At 74.8% G+C, this 21,273-nt stretch carries 9 protein-coding genes; 4 read left to right on the forward strand and 5 right to left on the reverse strand.

What is annotated here, in order from left to right; all coding sequences use genetic code 11:
- Positions 1–19 precede the first annotated feature (19 nt).
- Complete coding sequence (locus ACZ5FU_RS30720; protein ID WP_468834984.1) at positions 20–850, forward strand: thioesterase II family protein; 831 nt, start codon at positions 20–22, stop codon at positions 848–850.
- Here ACZ5FU_RS30720 and ACZ5FU_RS30725 read toward each other — a convergent pair.
- Positions 841–1,377 (reverse strand): hypothetical protein, encoded by a 537-nt coding sequence (locus ACZ5FU_RS30725; RefSeq protein WP_468834981.1) that lies wholly within the window; start codon positions 1,375–1,377, stop codon positions 841–843. The genes ACZ5FU_RS30720 and ACZ5FU_RS30725 overlap by 10 nt on opposite strands.
- Positions 1,378–1,868: 491 nt before the next feature.
- Here ACZ5FU_RS30725 and ACZ5FU_RS30730 point away from each other — a divergent pair, with 491 nt between their 5' ends.
- The 3 genes from ACZ5FU_RS30730 (at position 1,869) to ACZ5FU_RS30740 (ending at position 4,479) form a co-directional block, all read left to right on the forward strand.
- A complete protein-coding gene (locus ACZ5FU_RS30730) occupies positions 1,869–1,991 on the forward strand; it encodes a hypothetical protein (RefSeq protein ID WP_451781119.1) in 123 nt (40 codons plus the stop codon).
- Between the two features lie 92 nt (positions 1,992–2,083).
- Positions 2,084–3,838 carry a S9 family peptidase gene (locus ACZ5FU_RS30735; protein ID WP_451781121.1) on the forward strand — a complete coding sequence of 585 codons (1,755 nt, stop codon included), beginning with the start codon at positions 2,084–2,086 and terminating at the stop codon, positions 3,836–3,838.
- Positions 3,835–4,479, forward strand: coding sequence for a hypothetical protein (locus tag ACZ5FU_RS30740; protein ID WP_451781123.1), 645 nt, complete (start codon positions 3,835–3,837; stop codon positions 4,477–4,479). Before ACZ5FU_RS30735 ends, ACZ5FU_RS30740 begins: the two co-directional genes overlap by 4 nt.
- A 77-nt stretch (positions 4,480–4,556) precedes the next feature.
- Here the strand turns inward: ACZ5FU_RS30740 and ACZ5FU_RS30745 are convergent, their stop codons facing one another.
- The 4 genes from ACZ5FU_RS30745 to ACZ5FU_RS30760 all read right to left on the reverse strand — a co-directional run bounded on the left by ACZ5FU_RS30745 (position 4,557) and on the right by ACZ5FU_RS30760 (position 20,988).
- The gene (locus ACZ5FU_RS30745) at positions 4,557–5,657 is read right to left on the reverse strand and encodes a hypothetical protein (RefSeq protein WP_468834976.1); all 1,101 of its coding nucleotides are present in this window, start codon (positions 5,655–5,657) and stop codon (positions 4,557–4,559) included.
- Positions 5,658–5,825: 168 nt separating this feature from the next.
- Positions 5,826–9,464 (reverse strand): amino acid adenylation domain-containing protein, encoded by a 3,639-nt coding sequence (locus ACZ5FU_RS30750; protein ID WP_468834973.1) that lies wholly within the window; start codon positions 9,462–9,464, stop codon positions 5,826–5,828.
- Positions 9,461–15,454 carry an amino acid adenylation domain-containing protein gene (locus ACZ5FU_RS30755; RefSeq protein ID WP_469047488.1) on the reverse strand — a complete coding sequence of 1,998 codons (5,994 nt, stop codon included), beginning with the start codon at positions 15,452–15,454 and terminating at the stop codon, positions 9,461–9,463. The genes ACZ5FU_RS30750 and ACZ5FU_RS30755 overlap by 4 nt, the downstream gene beginning before the upstream one ends.
- Positions 15,451–20,988, reverse strand: coding sequence for a non-ribosomal peptide synthetase (locus ACZ5FU_RS30760; protein ID WP_469047490.1), 5,538 nt, complete (start codon positions 20,986–20,988; stop codon positions 15,451–15,453). Before ACZ5FU_RS30760 ends, ACZ5FU_RS30755 begins: the two co-directional genes overlap by 4 nt.
- Between the last annotated feature and the right edge of the window lie 285 nt (positions 20,989–21,273).

The following is a 21,273-nucleotide window of genomic DNA, read 5'->3' on the forward strand; positions in this document are numbered from 1 at the left end:
CTTGACGCCGGTCTTTACGGTGTCGACTCTGGAGCAGGACGAGCGGGAAGGAGACGAAAGGGCGCGGAGACGACAGGATGTCCGGGGCCGCCGTTTTCATCCGGCCGCCGAGGGCGAGGAGGTGATCTGCTTCCCGCATGCCGGCGGCTTTGCCGGCCACTGGTTCCCGCTCTCCGCGTCCTCGGCGCCGTCGGTCGAGGTGCTCGCCATCCGGTATCCGGGCCGCCGGGACCGCCACCTGGAACCGCCGGTCGACGATCTGCACCGTCTGGCGGACCGTATCGGCGAGGTCCTCGCGGCCCGGCCGCCCGCCCGGACGAGGATGTTCCTCGGACACGGCACGGGCGCCACGCTCGCGTACGAGGTGGCCCTGCGCCTGCCGGGCGAACCCGGCGGTCCGAGCGGGCTGTTCGTGTCCGGGTGCCCGGCGCCGTCCCGCCCGCGCACGGAAGCCCCGGTCACGATGTACGGAGCCGTGGACGACAGCGCCCTGATCGACGAGGTCCGCGCGTTGGGCGGCACCGACCCCCGGCTGCTCGCGGACCCCGGACTGTTGCGTCCGGTCCTCCCTGCGCCGCGTGCCGACCAGCGCGCGGCCGAGACGTGCACCGGCACTCGGGGTGCCGTCCTCACTTGCCCCGTCGTGGCCCTCGTCGGGGGCGGCGACGGGACGGCGACGCGGGCGGACGCCGACGCCTGGCGGCAGCACACCACGGGCGAGTCCGGACGGCGGATCCTCACCGGCGGCCGTTTCCTCCTCGTGGAGCATCTCGACGCCGTGACGGAACTCGTCGCCGACCGCTTCCGGCGTGCGCGCCGGCCGAAGCGGACATCCTCCGGTCACCCCTGACCGCCGTCCGCCAGCAGCTCCGAGATCGCGCGGGCGACCCTCGGGTCCCGCGCGATCTCGGACCGCTCGACGTCGAAGAACAACTCCCTCGCCCCTGGGGTCGGATGACGTGCCGGGCCCGCCGAGCGGATGACGACGGTCGACGAGAAGTCCGGTTCGGGATCGGCGCGGTGCGCGGCTCGGGTGTACGCCACGAACGCCGCGAACCGGCTGACCAGGTCCTCGGTCAGTTCGCCGATCGACGCCTCCGGGACGCCGGCCCGCCGGAACGAACGACCCGCCGACTCGCCGAACAGATCCAGCAGGCCGCGGCCGAGTCCGGCGAGTCCGTCCCCCCGGGTCCGCAACCGGTCGGCGGACTGCAGGCAATCGGCCAGTTCCTCCTCGGACAGCACCGCGGAGAACTGCTCCACGGCCCTGCCGAAATCCTTGACGAGACCGGCCGCGCTCGCCGGTTCGGGCTCCAGGACGATCGCTCTCGGGCGGGTTCCCTGCCGCGCCGCCACCGCCTGAACCATACGTGGCACGAACGCCGCTCCGATGCAGTAACCGAGTACGGCACGTACCGGAAAGGCGCTGGATTCAACCTCGCCCAACCATGCGGAAAGACAGTCGAAATCTGCTTTCTCGGCTATCGGTGAATCCTGGGATCCGGTGAGCCATAACGGTCGACGGGGGGTCAGGAGCGGTTCCAGGTCGGGAAATCCGGAATCCCTCCGTGACAGGGAGGGGAAGTCCACGGCAAGCACGATCCCGGATGCCGGATCAGCAGACCCCAGGACGCGCCATGATGAAGTCGTCATCCCGCGCAACGCTAGCGTTGCGCGGGACACGGGTCAATCAGTCGTTCATGACTCCCCGGGAATCCCCGCACGTCACCGAGATCACTGCCCCATTGCTCCCGCGCAACCCCTGCGGCTACCATGCGAGGGCTCCGCAAGAACGTAGTACCGGGCGTCAACTCGTGTGCGTTACTGGGAGGTTGCCGATGATCACCAGCCAGGGAATAGGTGCCAGCATGCACTCCATTCCGGTGGGATCCGACCGGTTGCGGCTGGCCCTCGAACTCGTCGCGGGAACCGCCGCGCTCTCCCGGATCCAGGAACGCGAAGCCGTCGCCACGCCCGCCACCGGCAAGTGAGCACGGTCACCGCGCCACAGCACGACGACGAATCCGACGAATCAGCTCCGCATACGGCCTGGGCCGAGTGGCTGATGTCCGCCCGTTGCTCATTGCCGGATTTCTCGCGCACCGCCCCGGCCCGCTGCGTCTTCAGCGTCCAGGACCGGCACGGCCGTACCTGGCACGGCTGGCAGCCCGGAAAGGAAGAGCCGCGTCCTCTCCCGTCCCTGCGCGGCATAGGGTCGAACGTCCGGATCTCCCCTTCGGGTGAGCACATCTGGTGGTTCGACGATCTGTTCGGCGACCAGGCCGGCCGGTGGCGCCGTACGCCCTTCGAGGGCGGGGAGAGCGTCGACGCGATGCCCCGCGCGCCCTCCGGAGGAGCCCGGGGGCTGGCGCTGGGCACGACGGGAACCGCGGTCGCCGCACTGGCCGTTCCCGGCGCCGGCCATGAGGTCCACCTGCTCTCGCCCGACGGGGACTGCCGCAACATCCACTCCGGTGAGGCCCCCCTCCAGGTCGCCGGCCTGTCCGCGGACGAGTCGCTCGTCCTCCTGCTCCACGCACGTCACGGCAACGCCCGCTGCCCCGCGATGCAGGTCCTCGACACCGAGGGCCGGACGGTCCGCGAGCTGTGGGACGGGGTGGGACGGGGCCTGGAGACGTACCCGTCACTGGCGAGCTTCTCGCCCGTCCCGGGGGACGACCGGGTCGTGGCCCGGCACGAGCGGCGAGGGCGCACCGAGCTGCTCCTGTGGTCGGTCCGCACCGGCGAGGTGACGGAACTCCCGCTCCCGCTGCCCGGTGACGTCACCGGCGGGTTCACCACCGACGGCTCGGCCCTGCTGATCGTCCACACCCATCGTGGCCGTACCGGCCTGTACCGGTACCACCTCGACTCCGCCCGGCTGGAGGAGATCGAGACCCGGTACGGCGTCGTCGAGGGCGTGACCTCACTGCCCGACGGGCGGGCCTGGTACGTGTGGTCGTCGTCGGTGTCCCCGCCGGCCGTGCTCGACGAGGGCCGCCGACCGGTGCTCCGCCCGGTGACCGGGACCGCCCTCGAAGCCGCCGCACACGCCGTCCCGCAGCCGTCCGAGACCCGCACCCCCACCGGTCTGCGGATACCCGGCTGGATCACGATGCCGCTCGGCGTGCCGCGTCCCGCACCCGCTGTCTTCCTGCTGCACGGAGGGCCGCGCGCGCACGACGGGGAGGAGTTCTCCGCGGAGGCCCTCGCCTGGCAGGACGCCGGATTCGCCGTCGTACGCGTCAACTACCGCGGGTCGACCGGGTACGGCTGTGCCTGGCGCGACGCCGCCCTCGACGACGTGGGCCTCGCGGAACTGCGGGACGTCGACGCGGTCCGTGCCGATCTCGTCTCCCGAGGGCTCGTCGACCCCGACCGCTGTCTGCTTGCCGGCGGTTCCTGGGGCGGCTATCTGGCCCTGCTCGGCGCCGGCCTGGAGCCGCGGAACTGGGCCTGCGTCCTCGCGAGCAGCCCGATCGCCGACTACGCGGCCGCCTACGAACAGGAGCCGCCCATCCTGCAGGCGTTCGACCGCGCCATGTTCGGCGGCTCACCGTCCGAGGTGCCCGAGCGGTACCGCCGGGCTTCCCCGGCGAGCTACGCGGACCGGGTGGAGGCGCCGCTGCTGCTGATCGTGGGGAACGCCGACACGCGCTGCCCGCCGCAGCAGACCCGCGGCTACCTCGACCGGCTCCGCGCCCGCGGCGCGGACGTGGAGTTCCACCTCGTCCAGGGCGGCCACGGCGCGGCGTCCGGACACGACGAACTGCACCGGCTGCGCCTCCAACTGGACTTCGCCCGGCGCAAGGCAGGAACAAGAAAGGTCTCACCGTGACAGACCAGGGCTCTTCCGCAGTCCCCGCCCCGGCCACCGCTGCTGCCAGGACCGCGGCGGGGGCCGATCTCGGCAAGCCGCTGGCCGACATCGCGGCACTGGCCGCGGAACTGGAGCGGGAACCGGACCGATCCACGAAACCGGCCGCCCAGGCGCTGCGCGAGCTCGCGGAGGACTCGGTCCGGGTGGCCGGCGAGCCCGGCGCCGGCTACCGTCCCGAACTGCTCGGCTCCGCGCCCCTGCGCCTGATGCTGCCGGCCTCCTACGACCAGGTCCGCAGATGCGTGATGACCCTGTTCGACCTGGCCAACGCACTGGCGGCGCCGGACACGCATCCGGTCGCGGTGTCACAGCTGCAGACCCTGGCGACCCGGCTGCTGCCCGCCATGGAGGCCATCCGCGCGGGCCTGCACCCCGTCGTCGCCCTGACGGCCATGCGGGTCGAGGAGCAGCAGGGCACGCTGGTCCTCGACCCCGGGACGGGCGACGAGATCAGGACGTCCCTGCACCTGCTCGACACCGTCGGCCAGTCGGCCGAGGCGATCGCCGCCCTGAAGCTGCTGGCCGGACATCTCGCCGAGCGCCCGGGCGGGACGGACGCCGCGGAGCGGCTGACCCGGATCCTCGCCGACGCCGCCTGACGCGCGGCACGCGCACGGGCCGGACACCGAGGAGTCGGTGTCCGGCCCGTGCGCGTGCCCAGAACCCGTGCGCGCGCTCAGGAGGCGGTCAGGCCGAGGCTCGGGTACAGCGGCTTCGGCTCCCCGGAGGAGGCCTCCAGCAGCACCTGCACCCCGGTCAGCGCCAGGTCGATGTGGAACGGCGTGTAGTGGCCCAGCCCCAGTCCGAGGTGGATTCCCGGCTGGCGCTCGTTGGGGTGGAAGTTGCCACGCACCCGGTCCGCGCACAGGGGGTGCGTCCCGAAACCGAACTCGTGGATCTTCCGGTACCGGGGCTCGGCCTCCACCAGCGCGGTGAACGCGTCCTTGACCCGCCGGGACACCGCGGTCGGCGCGACGAACTCCTGGATCCACCCGCCCGAGACCCGGGCGATGACCGGGGCGTCCTCCATGCCCGCGAGCCGCGCGTAGGTCTGCGCGGTGTCCTCGCGGGTCACCGCCGCCTCACCGCGGTGGATGATCGGCGAACCCTTCAGGACGATGTCACCGTTGACCCGGACCCTGCTGTCGGCGTCGAACCGGCCGGCGTCGTCGGCGAGCGTGGACAGCTCCCCGGTGGGCAGCACGGTCTGGTCCCCCCAGCGCAGCGGGCCGTGCAGGGAGAACCAGTGCGGGGACTCCTGGTGGTGGAACCGGCAGGAGGTGTCGAAATCGGAGTTCAGCAGCAGCAGACTGTCCGCCTCCTCCAGGTTGTCGATCAGCCGCTCCTCTATCTCCAGCTCGCTCCGGTAGTCGGTGGCGCAGACGATCTCCAGATGCCGGGCGAGCGACCGCACGGAGAAGCCGGTGGAGAAGAACGAGATCGCGCCGAGCTTGGTGTCCTGGATGTCCTCGGGCAGCAGGTGCTCGAACTCGTCGTCGGCGATCCACAGCACGGTGGTCCGCAGGCCGACCCGGCGCGCCTCCCGCAGGACCTCCAGAAGGTCCGTGCGGCTGTCGGGATCCGACCAGACCAGCTCGTGCACCGGGGTGGGCACGTCCCGGTACAACTTCAGCTGGGCCCGTACCGCCGGCGCGCAGACGAGGACGATCTGGTCGCCGAAGTCGCCGTCGACCAGACCGCGCAGCCCGGAGACCCGCAGCTCGGCGTACTCGTCCGAGGCGACCTCGGCCAGCTGCCTGACGGCGGGGTCCGGCATGGCGCCCCAGATCTCCTCCGGCCCGCAGTTCCCCCCGGGGCACCGGGGAGCCTGTCCGTCGGCCGCAAGTTCCCTCGGATCCTTGCGCAAGCACGGGCAGTTGCCGCGGCTGACCTCAATCTTCGGCACGATCGCTCCTCGAGTCGCAGTGTCATGAGCGGGGTCGGATCAGTCCGACGGGTCGAAGCGGAAACCGGCGAACACCGGGGCGGCCGGATCCCGCCCGTCGTCGGCGACGGCCAGGCTCGCGTCGGCGGGCGCGGCGGCGAGCCGGTGCAGCACGCTCACCGCACGGTCCGCCAACGCCCGCGCGGTGCTCGCGCGGTACAGCTCGCTGTCGTACCGCAGCGTCAGACGGAGCCCGTCGGGGTGTTCACAGAACAGGAAGGCCAGGTCCAGCTTGCCGTGCCGCAACGGAACCGGTTCGCCGGTGAAGCCGATGCCGTCCTCGGCGGCGCGCGGCACCCGTGTCCGGTGGTAGTGCGACAACCAGACGTCGAACAGCGGATGCCGGCCCGGCGCGGTCCGTACGGACAGGGCGGCGACCAGTTCGTCGAAGGGGACCACGCCGTGGTCCATGGCGCTGAAGGTCTGTTCGGCCACCGCGCCGACCACGGCGCGCACCGGCCTGGCGGGCGTGACGTCGACCCGGACCGGCACGGTCGTGACGTGGCAACCCAGTGCGTTCGCCGCACGCAGCGCGGGCCTGCGGTCGACCGCCGTACCGAGACAGACGTCCGTGGCACCCGTCGTCTGCCGCAGGACGGTGCCGACGGCCACGGCCAGGGGGGCGAAGATCCCCGCGTGCACCGCCGAGGCCAGCGCGCGCAGCCTCCGCACGGTCGTGGCGTCGATGTCGGCGACCACGTTCGCGCAGGCGGTGCGCGCGGTGCCCGACCGCCGGACGTCCACCGGCAGCGGCAGGGCGTCCGGCACCGGGGTCAGCAGCTCCCGCCAGTGGGCGAGGGCGCGTTCCCGGTCCTGCGGCGGCTCGGTGACGACCGGCACGGGGAGGGCTTCGCCGTCGTACGCGGCGGCGATCTCGGCCGGGAGGATCTCCAGGCCGCGGCCGTCGCAGACCAGGTGATCGGCGACCGTCAGCAGCCACCACCCACCGTCGCGGCCCAGGAACAGCGTGGCGCGCAACAGCGGGCCGCGAGCGAGGTCGAACGGCGTGTTCGCCCGCTGCTCGACGGCCCGGTCCAGCTCGGCCGGGCCGTCGACCCGTGCCACCTCCAGCGGCGCCACCCGGTCCGTCACCGTCACCTCGGGCCGGCCACCGCGCTCGGAGACCACCGTGCGCAGCACCGGATGCCGCCACTGCACCGCGTGGAACGCCTGCTGCAGCCGGCCGGGGTCGACGGTCCCCTCGCCCCGGAACAGGGCGGGCACGTTGTAGCCGGCGTAGTCCGGGGGCCGGATCTGCCGTTCCAGCCACAGCCAGTTGACGATGCCCCCGGCCGCGGAGCCCCCGGCCGCGGAGCCCTCGGCCGCGGCGTCGCCGACCCGCGGTGCGGTGCCGGCCGGGGGGCCGATCCGGCCGGCGAGCCGCGCCGGGCTGGGACACAGGAAGACGTCCCGGACCCCCACCCGCCGGCCCCACGAGGCGCTGACGGCCGCCGCGAGTTCGGCCGCGGCGAGACTGGTCCCGCCCGACAGGAAGAAGTCGGTGTCCGGGCCCACCTCCACGCCGGGCAGGACCTCGGCGAACAACGTCGTCAGCCGGCGCTCCGCCTCGTCGGCGGGCGGGCGCGCGGACGGCTCCCGCCGCGTCGGCAGGGCGGCGAGAGCCCGGCGGTCGATCTTGCCGTTGGGGGTGTACGGCAGACTCTCCACCGGCACCACCACCGCGGGCACCATGTAGTGCGGCAGGACGCGGGCGACGGCGGTGCGCAGCCCTTCCCCGTCCAGCGGGTGCTCCACCGGATCCTTCGGCTGCGCGTACCCGACGATCAGAGGATCGGCGCCCGGGGCCGGCCGGTGCACCACGGCTGCCGCCGCGCGCACGCCGGGCCGGTCGGCGAGCGCCCCCTCGATCTCGCCCAGCTCGATCCGGAAGCCGCGGATCTTCACCTGACCGTCGGCCCGCCCCCGGAAGTCGATGGTGCCGTCCGCCCGGTAGCCGGCCAGGTCGCCCGAGCGGTACGTCCACCGCCCCGCGGCATCCGCGTAGAACGCGGAGACGGTGTGGGCCGGGGAGCCGAGATAGCCGCGCCCCACTCCGGCGCCCCGGATGTGCAGTTCGCCCACGGCCCCCGGAACCGTCGTCTCGCCGAACCGGTCGAGCACCTGGTACCGCAGATTCGGCAGCGGGCGGCCGACGGTCGCCGGCGGGACCGTCGCGTCCGCGACACACCGGTGCCAGGACTGGAAGACGGTCGCCTCGGTGGGCCCGTAGACGTAGATGAGGTCCCGCCCTGGCTGCCACCGGTCGACCAGCGCCTGACCGAACCCGTCACCACCGGTGACGACCGTGCGCACGCCCGGGAAGAGGCCCGGGTCGAGCTGCGCGAGCGTCGCGGACAGCAGGAACACCGTGTCGACGCCGTGCTCCGCGACGAACGCGGCCAGCCGGCTCGGCGCCATGTCCCGCTCCTCGTGGACGACCACGGCCGCACCGGCGTACAGGGGCGCGAAGATCTCCCAGACGGTGACGTCGAAGCTCGGGCTGGCCGTGTGCAGCATGCGGGAGCCGGCCCGCAGTCCGAACCGCGTCGCCGTGTGGTGCAGGAGGTTGACGACACCCCGGTGCTCGATGCCGACCCCCTTGGGCCGGCCGGTCGACCCGGAAGTGAAGATCACATAGGCGAGGTCGTCCACCGCGGCCTCGTGGAGCGGCTCCGGCCGGTCGCCGACCGGGGCGCGCGCGAGCAGCGCGGCCAGATCGACGGACCGCACCCGGCCCAGCTCCGGCGGGTGGGCGTCCCGCGCACGGCCCAGCACCGGGCCGTCCCCGCTGGAGTCGAGCAGCGCGCGCAGGCGTTCCGGCGGATATCCCGGGTCCAGCGGTACGCAGACCGCGCCGCAGGCCAGCACGGCGAGCCAGGCCACGACCAGTTCCGGGCCGCGGGGCAGACAGAGCCGCACGAGTGTGCCCGACCGTACCCCGTCCTCCCACAGACCGGTGGCCAGTTCGGCCGCCGCCGCGAACAGCTCGGCGAAGCTCAGCCGTCCCGTGGACCAGACGACCGCCACGTCCTGCGGCCGGGTCCGGGCGCGTTCGTCGAGCAGCGCGTACAGCGAACGGTCCGGCACCGGGGCGTCGGTGTCGTTGACGCCGTCGAGCACGCGGCGCTCCTTTGCCGACAGCAGCGGCAGGTCGGCGGGGCGCACGGCCGCGCCCCGCACCACGGCGTCGGCGGCTCGCGCCAGCCGGGCGGCGAGTGCCGCCACGGTCTCCGGCTCGAAGAGGGCCCCGGTCCCGTCGAGCACCAGCGCGTCGCCGGTGTCCGTGACGCTCAGGACCAGTTCCGCACCGGTGTCCGGCGTCCGCGGGACGTGGGTGTGCAGCCACACCTGAGGTGGCGTGGCCGACGCGCTCGCCGCGGGCACCCGACGGGCCAGTGCCGCGATGGTGTCGTCGTCGTGCACCGTGAGATCGGCCGTGCGGCGCACGGTACCGTCGTCCAGGCCGAGCGGGACGGTTTCCGCACCGGTGATCCGGGCCAGCGCCGAGGCGACCGTGGCCGCCAGTTCCGCGAGACCGGGCGCTCCCGCGGGGAGCGGCTGCCGGACGCGGTGCCATCGCCCCCGGTGATCCGCGTCCGTGCGCGGCCGGTCGGTCGGAATGTCCAGCAGCTCGCTCATCGCCGCTCTCCCTCGGCATGCCGTTCCAGCGCGTCCTGGAGCCGCCCGGTGAACCGAGCCAGCAGATCGTCCACGGTCTCCGGCCGGAACAGCTCGCCCTTGTAGAGCACGTGTCCCTCCACCGCCCCCTCGCTCACGCCGACGGAGACGATCAGGTCGTAGGTGGTGGTCACCGGCCGCCGCGCCCGGGCCGTCTCGCGCCGGTGCCAGCCCGGCGGCAGGTCGTCCGCGCCGTCCTGCGCCACCACCAGGACACGGGCCAGGTCGGCTCGGCCGACGCCGCAGGCCTCCGCCAGCTCCCGGCCCACGAGCGCGAACGGGACGGCCGCGCCCTGGGCGTCGATGACGGCGTCCCGCACACGGCGGATCAGATGCAGGTCGTCCGGACCGTCGGAGAGGTCGAGCCGCAGCACGGCCGTGGTGGACAGCAGACCGACCGTGTACAGCAGCCCCGCTTCGTCGCGGGTGCTGATCGTGGTGGCCAGCCGTACGTCCGCGGCGTCCGCACCACCGTCGGCCAGTGCCGCCGCCAGGCTCGCGAGCAGTACGACGAAGGAGCTGCACCCGATCCGCGCCGACCAGCTCGAGAGCCGCTCCCCGACGGGGGCCGGCAGCCGGAACGGCCGCTGCTCGACGAGGAGGGCCGTGGGCAGCAGACGGGGCCGGTCCAGCGGGACCGGATCGGGCGCGGGGCCGGCACCGAGCCGGTCCCGCAGCCGGGCCAGCGCGGCGGTGTACCCGCCTTGCGCGATCAGCTCGCGCTCGGCGTGCGCGACGTCCGCCATGCCGAGCGCGTCGGTGACGGCGGGCGCCGCCGCGCCGTGGCGGTACCGGTCGGCGATCTCGGACACGAGCGTGCTCATCGCCAGGCCGTCCACGGCGATGTGGTGGACCGCCAGCACCAGCGTGCAGCCGTCCGGCGCAGTGGTGACGAGCAGGGCCCGCACCAGGAGACCGGCGGCGAGGTCGAAGGGCTCGGCCAGATGCCGCTGCACGCACGCGTCGAGCGCCGCCGCGCGGTCCTGCGGGGGCAGACCCGACAGGTCCTGGGTCGTCCAGCCCGCCCGCGGCTCGTCGGCCGGTACCCAGACGGGCCCGGAATCCGTCCCGGTCAGCCGCGAGGAGAGCGCGGGATGGCGCGCGACCGTGGCCAGCACCGCCGCCCGCATCCGCTCGGTGTCGCAGCTCCCCAGGTCCACGACGTCCAGCACGGTGAAGGAGGCCGGATCCGCCGAGGCGTCCAAGGCGGCGAGCACGTCGGCCTGTTCGAGGGTGACCGGGTACGGCCCGGCGCCGGCGCGCCGGATCCGGGGCCGGGCCTCCGGACGGGCCGTGGCGGCGCGCACCGCCTCGGCCAGGGCCGCCGGTGTCCGCGCGTCGAGGACGACGCGCGGCGCCAGTGCGACGTGCAGCCTGGCGTGCAGCTCACCGACGAGCATGATCGCGGTCAGCGAGGAGCCGCCGAGGTCGAAGAAGTCGTCGTACGGGTCGACCTCGGCCCGGCCCAGGCAGGCGGCCATCGCGGTGGCGACCACCCGGACGACCCGCTCCGGGGCCGGCCGCCCGGCCGCCGGGTCCGCCGCGGGCTCGCCGCCGGCCGGGGCCGGCGCCTCCACCAGCCCGTCCCGCGCGCGCGGCAGCTCCGGGTGGAACACGACGTGACGCGGCGTCAGCCGTTCCGGCAGCACGGCGCGGACGTGGGCGCGCAGCTGCGCCGGGGTCGCCCCGTGTCCCGCGGCGGGCTGGACGTGGGCGGTCAGCGACCCGTCCGGTGAGCCGGTCACGGCCACGGCGGCGACGGCGGGGTGGTTCGCCAGCCGTTCCCGCGCCGCCAGCGGGTCGACCGGTCCCAGGGTGTCCTGGACCGGCACGGCGATCCTGCCCCGGACCAGCAGCGCACCGTCCGCGAGCGGGCACCCGGACAGCCCGGTGCGGGTACCGCGGCGGACGCGCTCGGCGAAGCCCTCGCCGGGCTCCTCGGCGCCGAGTTCCACGATCTCTCCCGGCATCCCCACGAGCACGGGAGCACCCGTCGCGTCCACCACGGCCACCGGACGGTCGAAGTGCCGGGGCACGTCGCCCCCGCACGCCAGCGTCCGGGGGGCGGACCGGGCGAAGGCCAGCGCCTCGGCGCCCGCCACCGGTCCGGCGCCCGTGGCACCGATGATCCGGTCCGGGGCCTCGGCGGTACGACCCAGCAGATGTGCCCACAGATCGAGGACGCGCGCGGCCTGCCGCGGACCGTACACACCGCCGTCGTGCTCGCAGACCAGCGTGAGGCCGTCACCGCTGTTGTCGACGTGCAAGGTGAACTCGAAGTCGCCGGTCCACCCGGTGACCGGGGCGCGCCGCACCGTCAGACCGGGGCCGGCGTCGAACCGGTCACCGGATCCGGTACCGGCGTCACCGGGCTCGTCCAGCGTGAAGATCACGGTGAACAGCGGAGTACGTCCCCCGCCCCGGGCGGTCGGCGCGAGACCCACCATCTCGTCGAACGGAGTGGCCCGGTGCCGCATCGCCGCCACGACCGTCTCCCGCACGGTCGCCAGCAGTGCGCCGAACGGCTCGGTCCCGCGCAGCTCGACCACGATCGGGACGGTGTTGAGGAACGGTCCGACGACCCCGCCCAGGGACGGATGGTCGCGGACCGAGACCGGGGTGCCCAGCGAGACCCTGGTCATGCCGGTCAGCCGGTGCAGCAGCTCGGCCGCGGTGGCCAGGGTGAGCGTGAACATGGTGGCGCCCTGTTCCGCGGCGACCCGGCGCAGGGTCCGCGCGGTGGCCGCGTCGAGGGTGTGCGTGGTGCGCACCGTGGCGCCGGGCGGGAGCCCGCGCTCACCGTCGGCGGGCAGCAGCGGGAAGGGCAGCGGCTCGGCCAGCACCCGCCGCCAGTGCTCGCGATCGGCCTCGTGCTCGGCGTCCGAACGCCGGGCGAACCGCCAGGCCACGTAGTCGAGATAAGCGGCCTGCGGTGCCGCCGGGGCCGGGGCGCCGGTGCGCAGCGCGCGGATCCGGTCGAAGAGACGCCCCATCAGGATGGTCGCGGACTCCCCGTCGCACGCGAGGTGATGGACGGTGACGACGAGCAGGTGCTCCGCTTCACCGGTGCGTGCCACGACGACCCGGATCGGGGGTTCCCGGGTGAGGTCGAAGGGCCGGCGCAGCTCCCGCTCCGTCAGTTCCGCCGGGGTGGCCGCACCGGGTCCGCGCACGTCGACGAAGGAGACGACCGGCGCGGTCACGGGCTCGATCCGCTGGCGGGGCTCCGCTCCGTCCGGGACGACGCGCAGGCGCAGTGCGTCACTGACCGCCAGTTCGGCCGCCAGCGCCGCCGTGACGTCCTCGTGGGCGAGGTCACCGTGCAGCAGCAGCGCCTCCGTCAGGTGGTACACCCCACGCCGTCGCGGGTCGATCCGTTCGTCGAGCCACATCCGGCGCTGGGCCGGCAGCAGGGGCTGGACCGGGTCCGTGGCGGCGGGCAGCCTCTCCGGCGTGCCGGGCGGAAGGGAACCCGGCCCGTCGACGGCGTGCAGCCGTTCGGCCAGGCCCCGGACGGTCGGAGCGTCGAAGACGTCACCGATGTCGAGCAGCAGACCGGTTCGCTCGCCGATCCGGTCCACCAGGTCCACCGCCAGCAGGCTGTGCCCGCCGAGCAGGAAGAAGTCGTCGTCGCCCCCGGCGTCCGGTGCGCCGAGCACCTCGCGGAACACCTCCGCGACGGTCGCCTCCAGCCCGCCCGGTCCCGCGGCGCGGTCCCGCGGCTCGTCCGCCGCGCCGTCCGCCGTCCCGGGGGCGGGCGGCGCCGGCCGCGGGGCGAGGTCGTCCGCCGCACGCCGGATCAGGGCTTCGCGGTCGACCTTGTTGCTGACCAGCCGCGGCAGCGCGGGGAGGCGGACGAGACGCGAGGGCACCATCTGCCGGGGCAGCGACCGCCGCAGCGCGTCCGCGAGCAGGTCCTCGGACTCCGATCCGACCACGTAGCCGACGAGGGTGTCACGGCCGTCCGGCGCCGGTGCGGCCACCACGGCCGCCTCGGCCACCCCCGGCCGGCCGAGCAGCACGGACTCGACCTCGCCGACCTCCACGCGGTAGCCGCGGATCTTCACCTGGCCGTCCCGGCGGCCGGCGAATTCGAGCATGCCGTCCGGTCGCCACCAGCCGCGGTCCCCGGTCCGGTACCACCGGCCGCCCGGCGCGGCCGGATCGTCCAGGAACGCCTGGGCGGTCGCGTCCGGCCGGCCCAGGTAGCCGTCGGCCAGCCCGGTCCCGGCCAGCCGGATCTCGCCGAGGAAGCCGGCCGGGAGCGGGCTGCCGGAGTGTTCCGCGACGACCGCGGCGACGGTGTTGTCGATCGGGTGGCCGATGGGGTGTCCGGGGCCGGCACCGGGACGGTGGTCGAAGGCGGTCGCGCCGACCGAGTTCTCCGTCGGGCCGTACTCGTTGACCAGCCGGGTGCCCGGGAGCACGGCGTGGTGGTGCTCGACCAGTCCGGGGGGCACGGCCTCCCCGGCGACCGTCACCAGACGCAGCAGGGGCCCGGCTGCGGCCAGCCGGTCCACGAGCACCTGGTACAGGCTCGGCACCAGGGTGAGATGGCTGATCCCGTGTCGCACGGCGAGCCGTCCGAGCAGGGCCGGATCCGGTGCCCCGTCGGGCGCGAGCACGATCAGGCCGCCGGCCGCGAGCACCGAGAACACGTCGGAGACCGAGCTGTCGAAGGCCAGCGAGGGGATCTGGAGCAGCCGTGTCTGCGGGCCCAGCCCGTGGTAGCGGTGCTTCCAGGCCAGGTATCCGGTGATCGCCCGGTGACTGACGACGACCCCTTTGGGACGGCCCGTGGAGCCGGAGGTGTAGATGACGTACGCGCGGTCCTCCGGCCGGGGACGCCGCTCCGGCGCCCCCTGCGGTGCGTCCCGGTCCGCCGCGGTCGGCGTGGCCGCCGGCAGCGTCACGGTGCCGGCGGGACAGTGGGCGAGCAGCGCACGGTGTTCGTCCTCCACCACGATCACGCGGCATCCCGCGTCGGCCACGACGGCCCCGAGCCGCTCCGCGGGCGTGCGCGGGTCGAGGGGCACGTAGGCCGCTCCGGCCCGCAGGATGCCCAGGATCGCCGGGATCGCGGCGGGCGACTTCCCGGTGAGCACCGCGACGTGGTCGCCCGGCCGGACCCCGCTGCGCTCCAACGCCGCGCGCATGTCGGCCGCGGCCGACCACAACCGGCCGTAGGTCAAGGTGGATTCGCCGGCCTGGATCGCGGGTGAGTCCGGCGTGGAGCGCACGGACGCCTGGATCAGGTCCACCAGGGTTCCCGGCTCGGCGGGACGGTACCGGGCGGCGCCGTGCGCGGCCACGGCGGCCAGGTCCTCCGGCGCGGCCAGGTCGATGTCCGCCGTGCGCCGGCCCGGGTCCGCGCACGCGGTCACGGCGGCCACGACCGACCGGAGGAACACCTGGAGGAACCAGGGCTCCACCACGTCGGCGTCCGCGTCGGCGTGCAGGCTCAGCTCCCCGGTCGCGGCGTCCGGCAGGATCGTGAGCCGCAGGGCGGCCCGCCGCGCGGCGGGGGAGTCCGGGGGCGGGGCGCACCGCAGCACCACCGTGCCCGCCACGGACTCCTCGTCCGGGCCGGCCCGTCCGGACACGGCGGAGGCGTCCACCTGACGCAGCAGGTCGCCGACCGTCTCGGCGGCGTCCAGGTCGAGGGCGCACCGCACCGGCCCGCGGGGGCCGACGACGTTCAGCACGGGGGTCCGCGTGTCCTCCGCGGCACCCAGGACGAACGCCACGGCGGCGGCCGGCACCGACCACCCGCCGAGCGGCCCGTCCCCGTCCCGCGCCGGCGCCGGGCCGCCCGTCTCCCGCGCCGCCGGCCCGGGCAGCGCGACGCGCGCGGTGACGCGGTCCGTCTCCGCCGTCCGCGCCGACGTCAGCCGGGGCGAGAGGGGCGTGGCGGCGCGCAGGACGGTCGGCCCGTACACATCGGTGCTCATTGCAGTCGGCTCCCGTTCAGCGGTTCCTGCGAGAGCGCCGCCAGACGTCCGACCGCGGCGGCGATCTCGTCGGCCAGGTCGGCGGCGGTCTCCCGCTCGGCCAGATGAGTGTCGTAGGTCAGTTCCAGCTCCAGGCCGTCGCCGTACCGGTGGACGTAGATCCACACGTCGGCGTCGGCCGGCGCCGACGGTGCGGGAAGCACGGCACTGTTCAGACCGCTCGCCATGGCGGTGCCGTCCTCCCAGCTCACCCCGAGGTCGAACAGCAGGCCGTGGCCCGGCCGCGCCCGCACTCCGAGCCGGCGCAGCAGCACGTCGAACGGCAGCCTGACGTGCTCGTACGCCTCCAGCACGCGCTCCTGTACCTGGCCGAGCAGCGCCTGCGGGGGCATCGCGGGCTCCCATGTGAGGCGCAGGGGGACCGCGTTGACGAAGCAGCCGACCATCCCGGCGGCGTCCGTGACGTCCCGCAGGCTCATCGGGCAGCCGATCACCAGGTCGCGCACGCCGGTGCGCCGGTGGACCGTCGTCGCCAGCGCCGCGACGACGGTCGCGAACGGCGATCCGGGGCCGCCCCGCTCCAGCGCGACACGCCGGCGCACCAGTCCGAGCGGTCCGCGCCGACGCGGGCGCGGACCGGGGAAGAGCGTCACGGGTTCGGGGAGGCCGGCGAGTCTGCCGCGCCAGAACTCCTCGGCCGCCCGGGCTCCTTCCCCGGCCAGCCACGACTGCTCGGCGAGCACCCAGGCGCGGTCGTCCCCGACCGGCGGGGGCAGCAGCGGCTCGCGGTCCGCCGCGGCCCGCTCGTAGGCCCGGTTCAGGTCGTCGAGGAAGACGCCGACGCTGGCGCCGTCGTACACCAGGTGGTGTGCGCAGACGGCCAGCAGATCGCCGCCGGCGACACCTCGCACCAGCCGCACCCGGAACAGCGGGGGCACCGCCAGGTCGAACCGGGTGTCGCGCAGATCGCGCAGGGCGTGGCGGACCTCGTCGCCGTCGGCCGCGGTGCCGGGCGGCACGTCCACGACGGTGAGCGGGATCGCGGGCAGCCGGTCGGCGGTGGTCTGGAGCAGCGCGGTGCCCCGGCCGGTGACGCCGGTGCGCAGCATGCCGTGCCGTGCGACCACTGCGTCCAGGGCCCGGCGCAGCAGGTCGTCGCGCATCCGCCGGCCGAGGGGCAGCACGTCGCAGACGAGCTGGGCGGGCGAGGCGGCGCCACGCGCGGCGAGCCAGATCCTGCGCTGCGCGTGGGACAGCGGGAAACCGCCTTGGTCCCGACCCTCGTCCCGGTCCTCGTCCCGGGGCCGCGGCGGGGCCTCCTCGACGGCGGCCCCGGGTGCCGGGTGGTCCTCGTGCGGCCCGGCGCCGACGGCCAGGTGCGCGGCCAGGGCCCGGATCCCGCGGTGGGTGAAGACCGCCACGACCGGCACGTGCCGGCCCAGCCGCCCGGTCAGCTCCTGGGCGATCCGGGCGGCGGTCAGGCTGTGCCCGCCGAGCAGGAACAGGCTCACGTCGAGGTCGGCGACCGGATGCCCGAGCGCACGCTCCCACACCTCCCGTACCGTCCCCTCCAGCGGGGACAGCGCCGGTGCCGGCCGCGGGCGGGGGGAGCGTGGCGCGGGCAGCGCGCGCCGGTCGAGCTTGCCGTTCGACGTCACCGGCAACTCGGCCAGGGGGACGAACTGTTCGGGGATCATCGCGTCCGGCAGCCGCTCGGCCAGATACGCCCGCAGCGCGACCGGCGTGGCCGAGCCGACGACATAGGCGACCAGCCGGGGGGCCCCGTCCGCCTCCGCCACGGCGACGACGGCGCCGGTGCGGACGCCGGGGGCGCCGGACAGCACGGCGGCGACCTCGCCGGGTTCCACGCGCTGGCCCCTGATCTTGACCTGGTCGTCGATCCTGCCGAGGTACTCCAACCGGCCGTCGGCGCGCCGGCGGGCCAGATCCCCGCTGCGGTACATCCGTACGCCGGGCCGGAGCGGGTGGGGCACGAACCTGCGCGCGGTGAGCTCCTCGTCGTCCAGGTAGCCCCGGGCGAGTCCGTCGCCGCTGATGCAGATCTCCCCGGGCACCCCCAGGGGCACCAGCCGCCCCCGCTCGTCGAGCAGATCGACCCTCTTGTTGGCGATCGGACGTCCGATCAGCACGTCCGCGTCCGCGGGATCGACCTCGGACACCGTGGTCCACACGCTGTCCTCGGCGGGGCCGTACTCGTTGAACAGCCGCGCCCGGGGTACCAGCGCCGCGTGCCGCTCCGCCAGGGCGGCCGGCAGCCGCTCGCCGACCAGGACCACCTGCCGCAGCGACCGCAGCTCTTCGGTCGGCCCGTCCAGCAGCACGTCGTACAGGCTGGGCACCAGCATGACGTGGGTGATGCGGTGCCCGGCGACCGCCGCGCGCACGGCGTGCGGATCGAGCAGTTCCGTGCGGGAGAGCACCACCAGGGGGGTCCCGGCGGCCAGTGCGGAGAACACGTCGCTGATGCCGCTGTCGAAATGGACCGGCGGGATCTGCAACACCCGCGACGTGCCGTCGAGACCGTAGTGACCCACCCGGTGGTGGACGGTGTTGACGATGCCCCGGTGTTCGACCGCCACCAGTTTGGGTTCCCCGGTCGATCCGGAGGTGCAGACGGCGTAGGCGAGGTCGCCGGGGCCGGCGCCCGGCCGCCCGACCGGCTGCTCCGGCTCGGGGAGCGGCTGCCGCGGGTCGAGCACGGGCACCGAGGCGACCTCCCGGCACAGGGACGCGTACGGGCCGTCCGCGAGGACGGCGACGGCGCCGCTGCGGGCGAGCACGGCCGCCGTCCGGGCCCGGGGCTGGAGGGGGTCCAGGGGAAGGAACGCGGCACCGGTCCGCAGCACCGCGAGCAGCGCCACGACCAGCCCTTCGGTCCGCTCGCAGGCCACCGCGACGAGCGCGCCCGGTGCCGCCGGGGCCGCTGCTCGCAGCGCCGCGGCCAGCCTGGTCGCCGAGCTGTCCAGTTGCCCGTAGGTCAAGGTGGTCGCCCCGCACGTCACCGCCGGAGCGCCGGGGCGCAGCTCGACCTGCCGGCGCACCAGGTCGAACAGGGTCCGCTCGCGGGGGTACGGCGCCGCCGTCCGGTTGACCTGGTGGATCAGGAAGTCCCACTGGTGCGGCGGCAGGACCGGTACCGACCCGGCCGCGGTGTCGGCACGGTCCAGCAGTCCGCGGAGGAGTTCGCGGAACTGCTCGGCGACGCGCTGCGCCGTCCGCCGGTCGAACACGTCGTCGCGGTAGTGGACGCGCACCGCGTCGGCCCCGTCCGCCGTCACGAACGCGAACATCAGGTCGAAGTCGCTGACGAGGGGCTCCCGCGGCAGCCGTGTCACCTCTTCGGCGGTGCCGGGGTAGCGCTCGACCACGGTCTCCACGAACACGTCGAACAGTGGGTTGCGCCCGGGAACCCGTTCCGTGCCCAGGTCGTCGACCAGCGCGTCGAACGGATAGCGCTCGTGCGCCATCGTCGCGTGGGCCGTCCGGCGCACCGCCGCCAGCGCCGACCGGAAGGACAGCTCCGGATCGATGGCGGTGCGCAGCACCACCGTGTTGGCGAACATGCCCACGGAGGACTCGCTGCCCGGCTGGCCGCGCCCGGCGACCACGGTCCCCAGGGGAACGTCCCGCTCGCCGGTCAGCCGGTACAGCAGCACCCGCACCGCCGCCACACCGACCATGAACGGTGTCACGTCGGCCTCCCGGCAGAGCAGGGCGAGCGCGCCCTCCGGCAGGTCCAGCGGGACGCTCACCATCCCGCCGCCCGTCCGGCGCGCCGTGGCCCGCGGCCGGTCCAGCGGCAGGTCCGCCGGCGGCGGCCCCTCCAGCGCCCGCCGCCAGTACGCCCGGTCGGCCCGGCCCTCCGGTCCGTCGAGGTAGGCCGACAGCCACGCGGTGTGGTTCCGGTACTGCACGGGTACGGGCCGCGGCGCGGCGCCCCGCAGCGCGGCGACCAGATCACCCAGGACGACGGACAGGGACCAGCCGTCGCAGGCCGAGTGGTGGACGGTGAGCAGCAGGACCCCGGAGCCGGTGCCCTCGTCCAGCCAGCGTGCCCGCAGCAGCCGCCCACTGCCCAGGTCGAAGCGGTGACGCTGCTCGGCGGCGACGGCGGAGTCGAGAGCGGCCGACGCCCGCGCCGGGGTCACCTGCTCGACGACCAGGTCGGGCCGGCACCGGGCGACGTCGAGGACGACCTGATCCAGCCGGTCCCCGTCGGCGACGAGGGCGGTGCGCAACGCCTCGTGCCGCTCCAGCACCGCGTCCAGGGCGGCCGCCAGCGCCTGCGGGGTCACCGGTACGCCCAACCGGTAGGCCTCCACCATGTTGTAGGTGCGCAGGTCCCCGTCGTCGTACCGCTCCAGGAACCACATGCGCCGCTGCGCGTTGCTCGCGGGCTGTCTGCGGGGAGCCGGAGGGGATTCGGAGGGTGCGGCCGGACCCGCGTTCGCGCGGACGAGCGCGGCGAGCCCTTCGGGGGTCCGCAGGGAGAAGACGTCGCGCACCGTCACATGGGCGGTGACCGCGCCGGCGAGCTTGGCCACCAGCAGCGCGGCGGTGAAACTCTGTCCGCCGGCGTGGAAGAAGTCCTGCGAGCCGGAGTGCGGAGGGCGGCCGAGGACGGCGGCCCAGCAGTCGGCGACGGCCTGCTCCACCCCGTCGGCGGGCACCCAGCCCGTCGTGTCCGGACCTTCGGCCGAGGGCTCCCGCGACGACGGGTCCCGCGGTGGCACGCCCGGTGGGGGGTCGAGGACCAGCAGGCGGCCGTCGGGGTGCCGCAGGCCGCGTCGTGCGGGTTCGGCCGCGGGCGCCGGCCCGGGCCGCACGGCATGGACGTCTCCCGGTACGCCGACGGGTGCCGGGGTGCCGTCCGGCGCGCGCACGACGAACCCGTCCGCCGCCATGGCCTCCAGCTCAGCCCGTTGGCCGGCGCCCAGGACGTCGACCTCGGCGACCGGCGTGCGCGGAGCGCGCGCGATGTCGCACATCGCCGCCGCGACACAGCGCACCATGGCCGCCAGGCCGACGGGAACCGCGTCGCCCGGCGTGGAGAGCCGCAGCCGCAGACCGCCGGCGACCCGGTCCAGGTGCAGCACCGCATCCGCCTCGGGGCGCACGTCCGCGGGATGGACCCCGGCGCAGACCACCGCGAAACCGGACAGGACCGCGGGATCGGCGGCCTCCGTCGCGGTCAGCCTGGCCGCCACGGCGGACCTGTCGGCCCAGGCCAGTGGCACCGCGTCCTCGAACTCCCGGTGCAAGGCGCCGAGGAGGTCGGCGACCGTCCCGGCGGCGGGGACGGGTGCGCACAGCGCGAACTCACCGCCCGCGCGGACGGTGAGCGGCACGGGCGAGACGACGGGCATGGTGGTGTTCCCGGTCAGCCGGGCGACGACGATCCGCACCGCCGCGACCGTGATCAGGAAAAGCCCCAGGGGGTCGCCGCCCGTGAGCCGGTCGAGTTTCGCCGTGAGGTCCGACGGGACCAGGCCGGGTCGGACGGTTCGTGTCACCGGGCCGGCCGGCGGCCCCGGTTCCGGCCGGAGCGCACCGTGGAGCCGGGAAGGCCACGCGTCGACCACAGCGGCGTCCGGCACCTGCCTCATACACCCAGCCCTTTCGACGTCACCCTGCGATTCCGGCCGATCCACGGCAGGGCGGGCGACCGAGGCCGCCCGCCCTGCCCGGTGCACTCGATCAGCCCTGGAGCCGGTCGTAGGACTTGTACTTTTTCACCTTGTCGCCGAGCTTCTTCGGCTTGTCCGTCTGAGGCTGGACCTTCTCCATAGTCTCTCCTC

Source organism: Streptomyces sp. NPDC031554 (assembly GCF_055580685.1).

What these genes read in the sequence shown, in the direction of transcription:
- ACZ5FU_RS30730 (WP_451781119.1), top strand. Translation starts at nt 1,869, where the DNA reads ATGCACTCCATTCCGGTGGGATCCGACCGGTTGCGGCTGGCCCTCGAA.
- ACZ5FU_RS30755 (WP_469047488.1), bottom strand. Translation starts at nt 15,454, where the DNA reads ATGAGCACCGATGTGTACGGGCCGACCGTCCTGCGCGCCGCCACGCCC.
- ACZ5FU_RS30750 (WP_468834973.1), bottom strand. Translation starts at nt 9,464, where the DNA reads ATGAGCGAGCTGCTGGACATTCCGACCGACCGGCCGCGCACGGACGCG.
- ACZ5FU_RS30745 (WP_468834976.1), bottom strand. Translation starts at nt 5,657, where the DNA reads ATGCCGGACCCCGCCGTCAGGCAGCTGGCCGAGGTCGCCTCGGACGAG.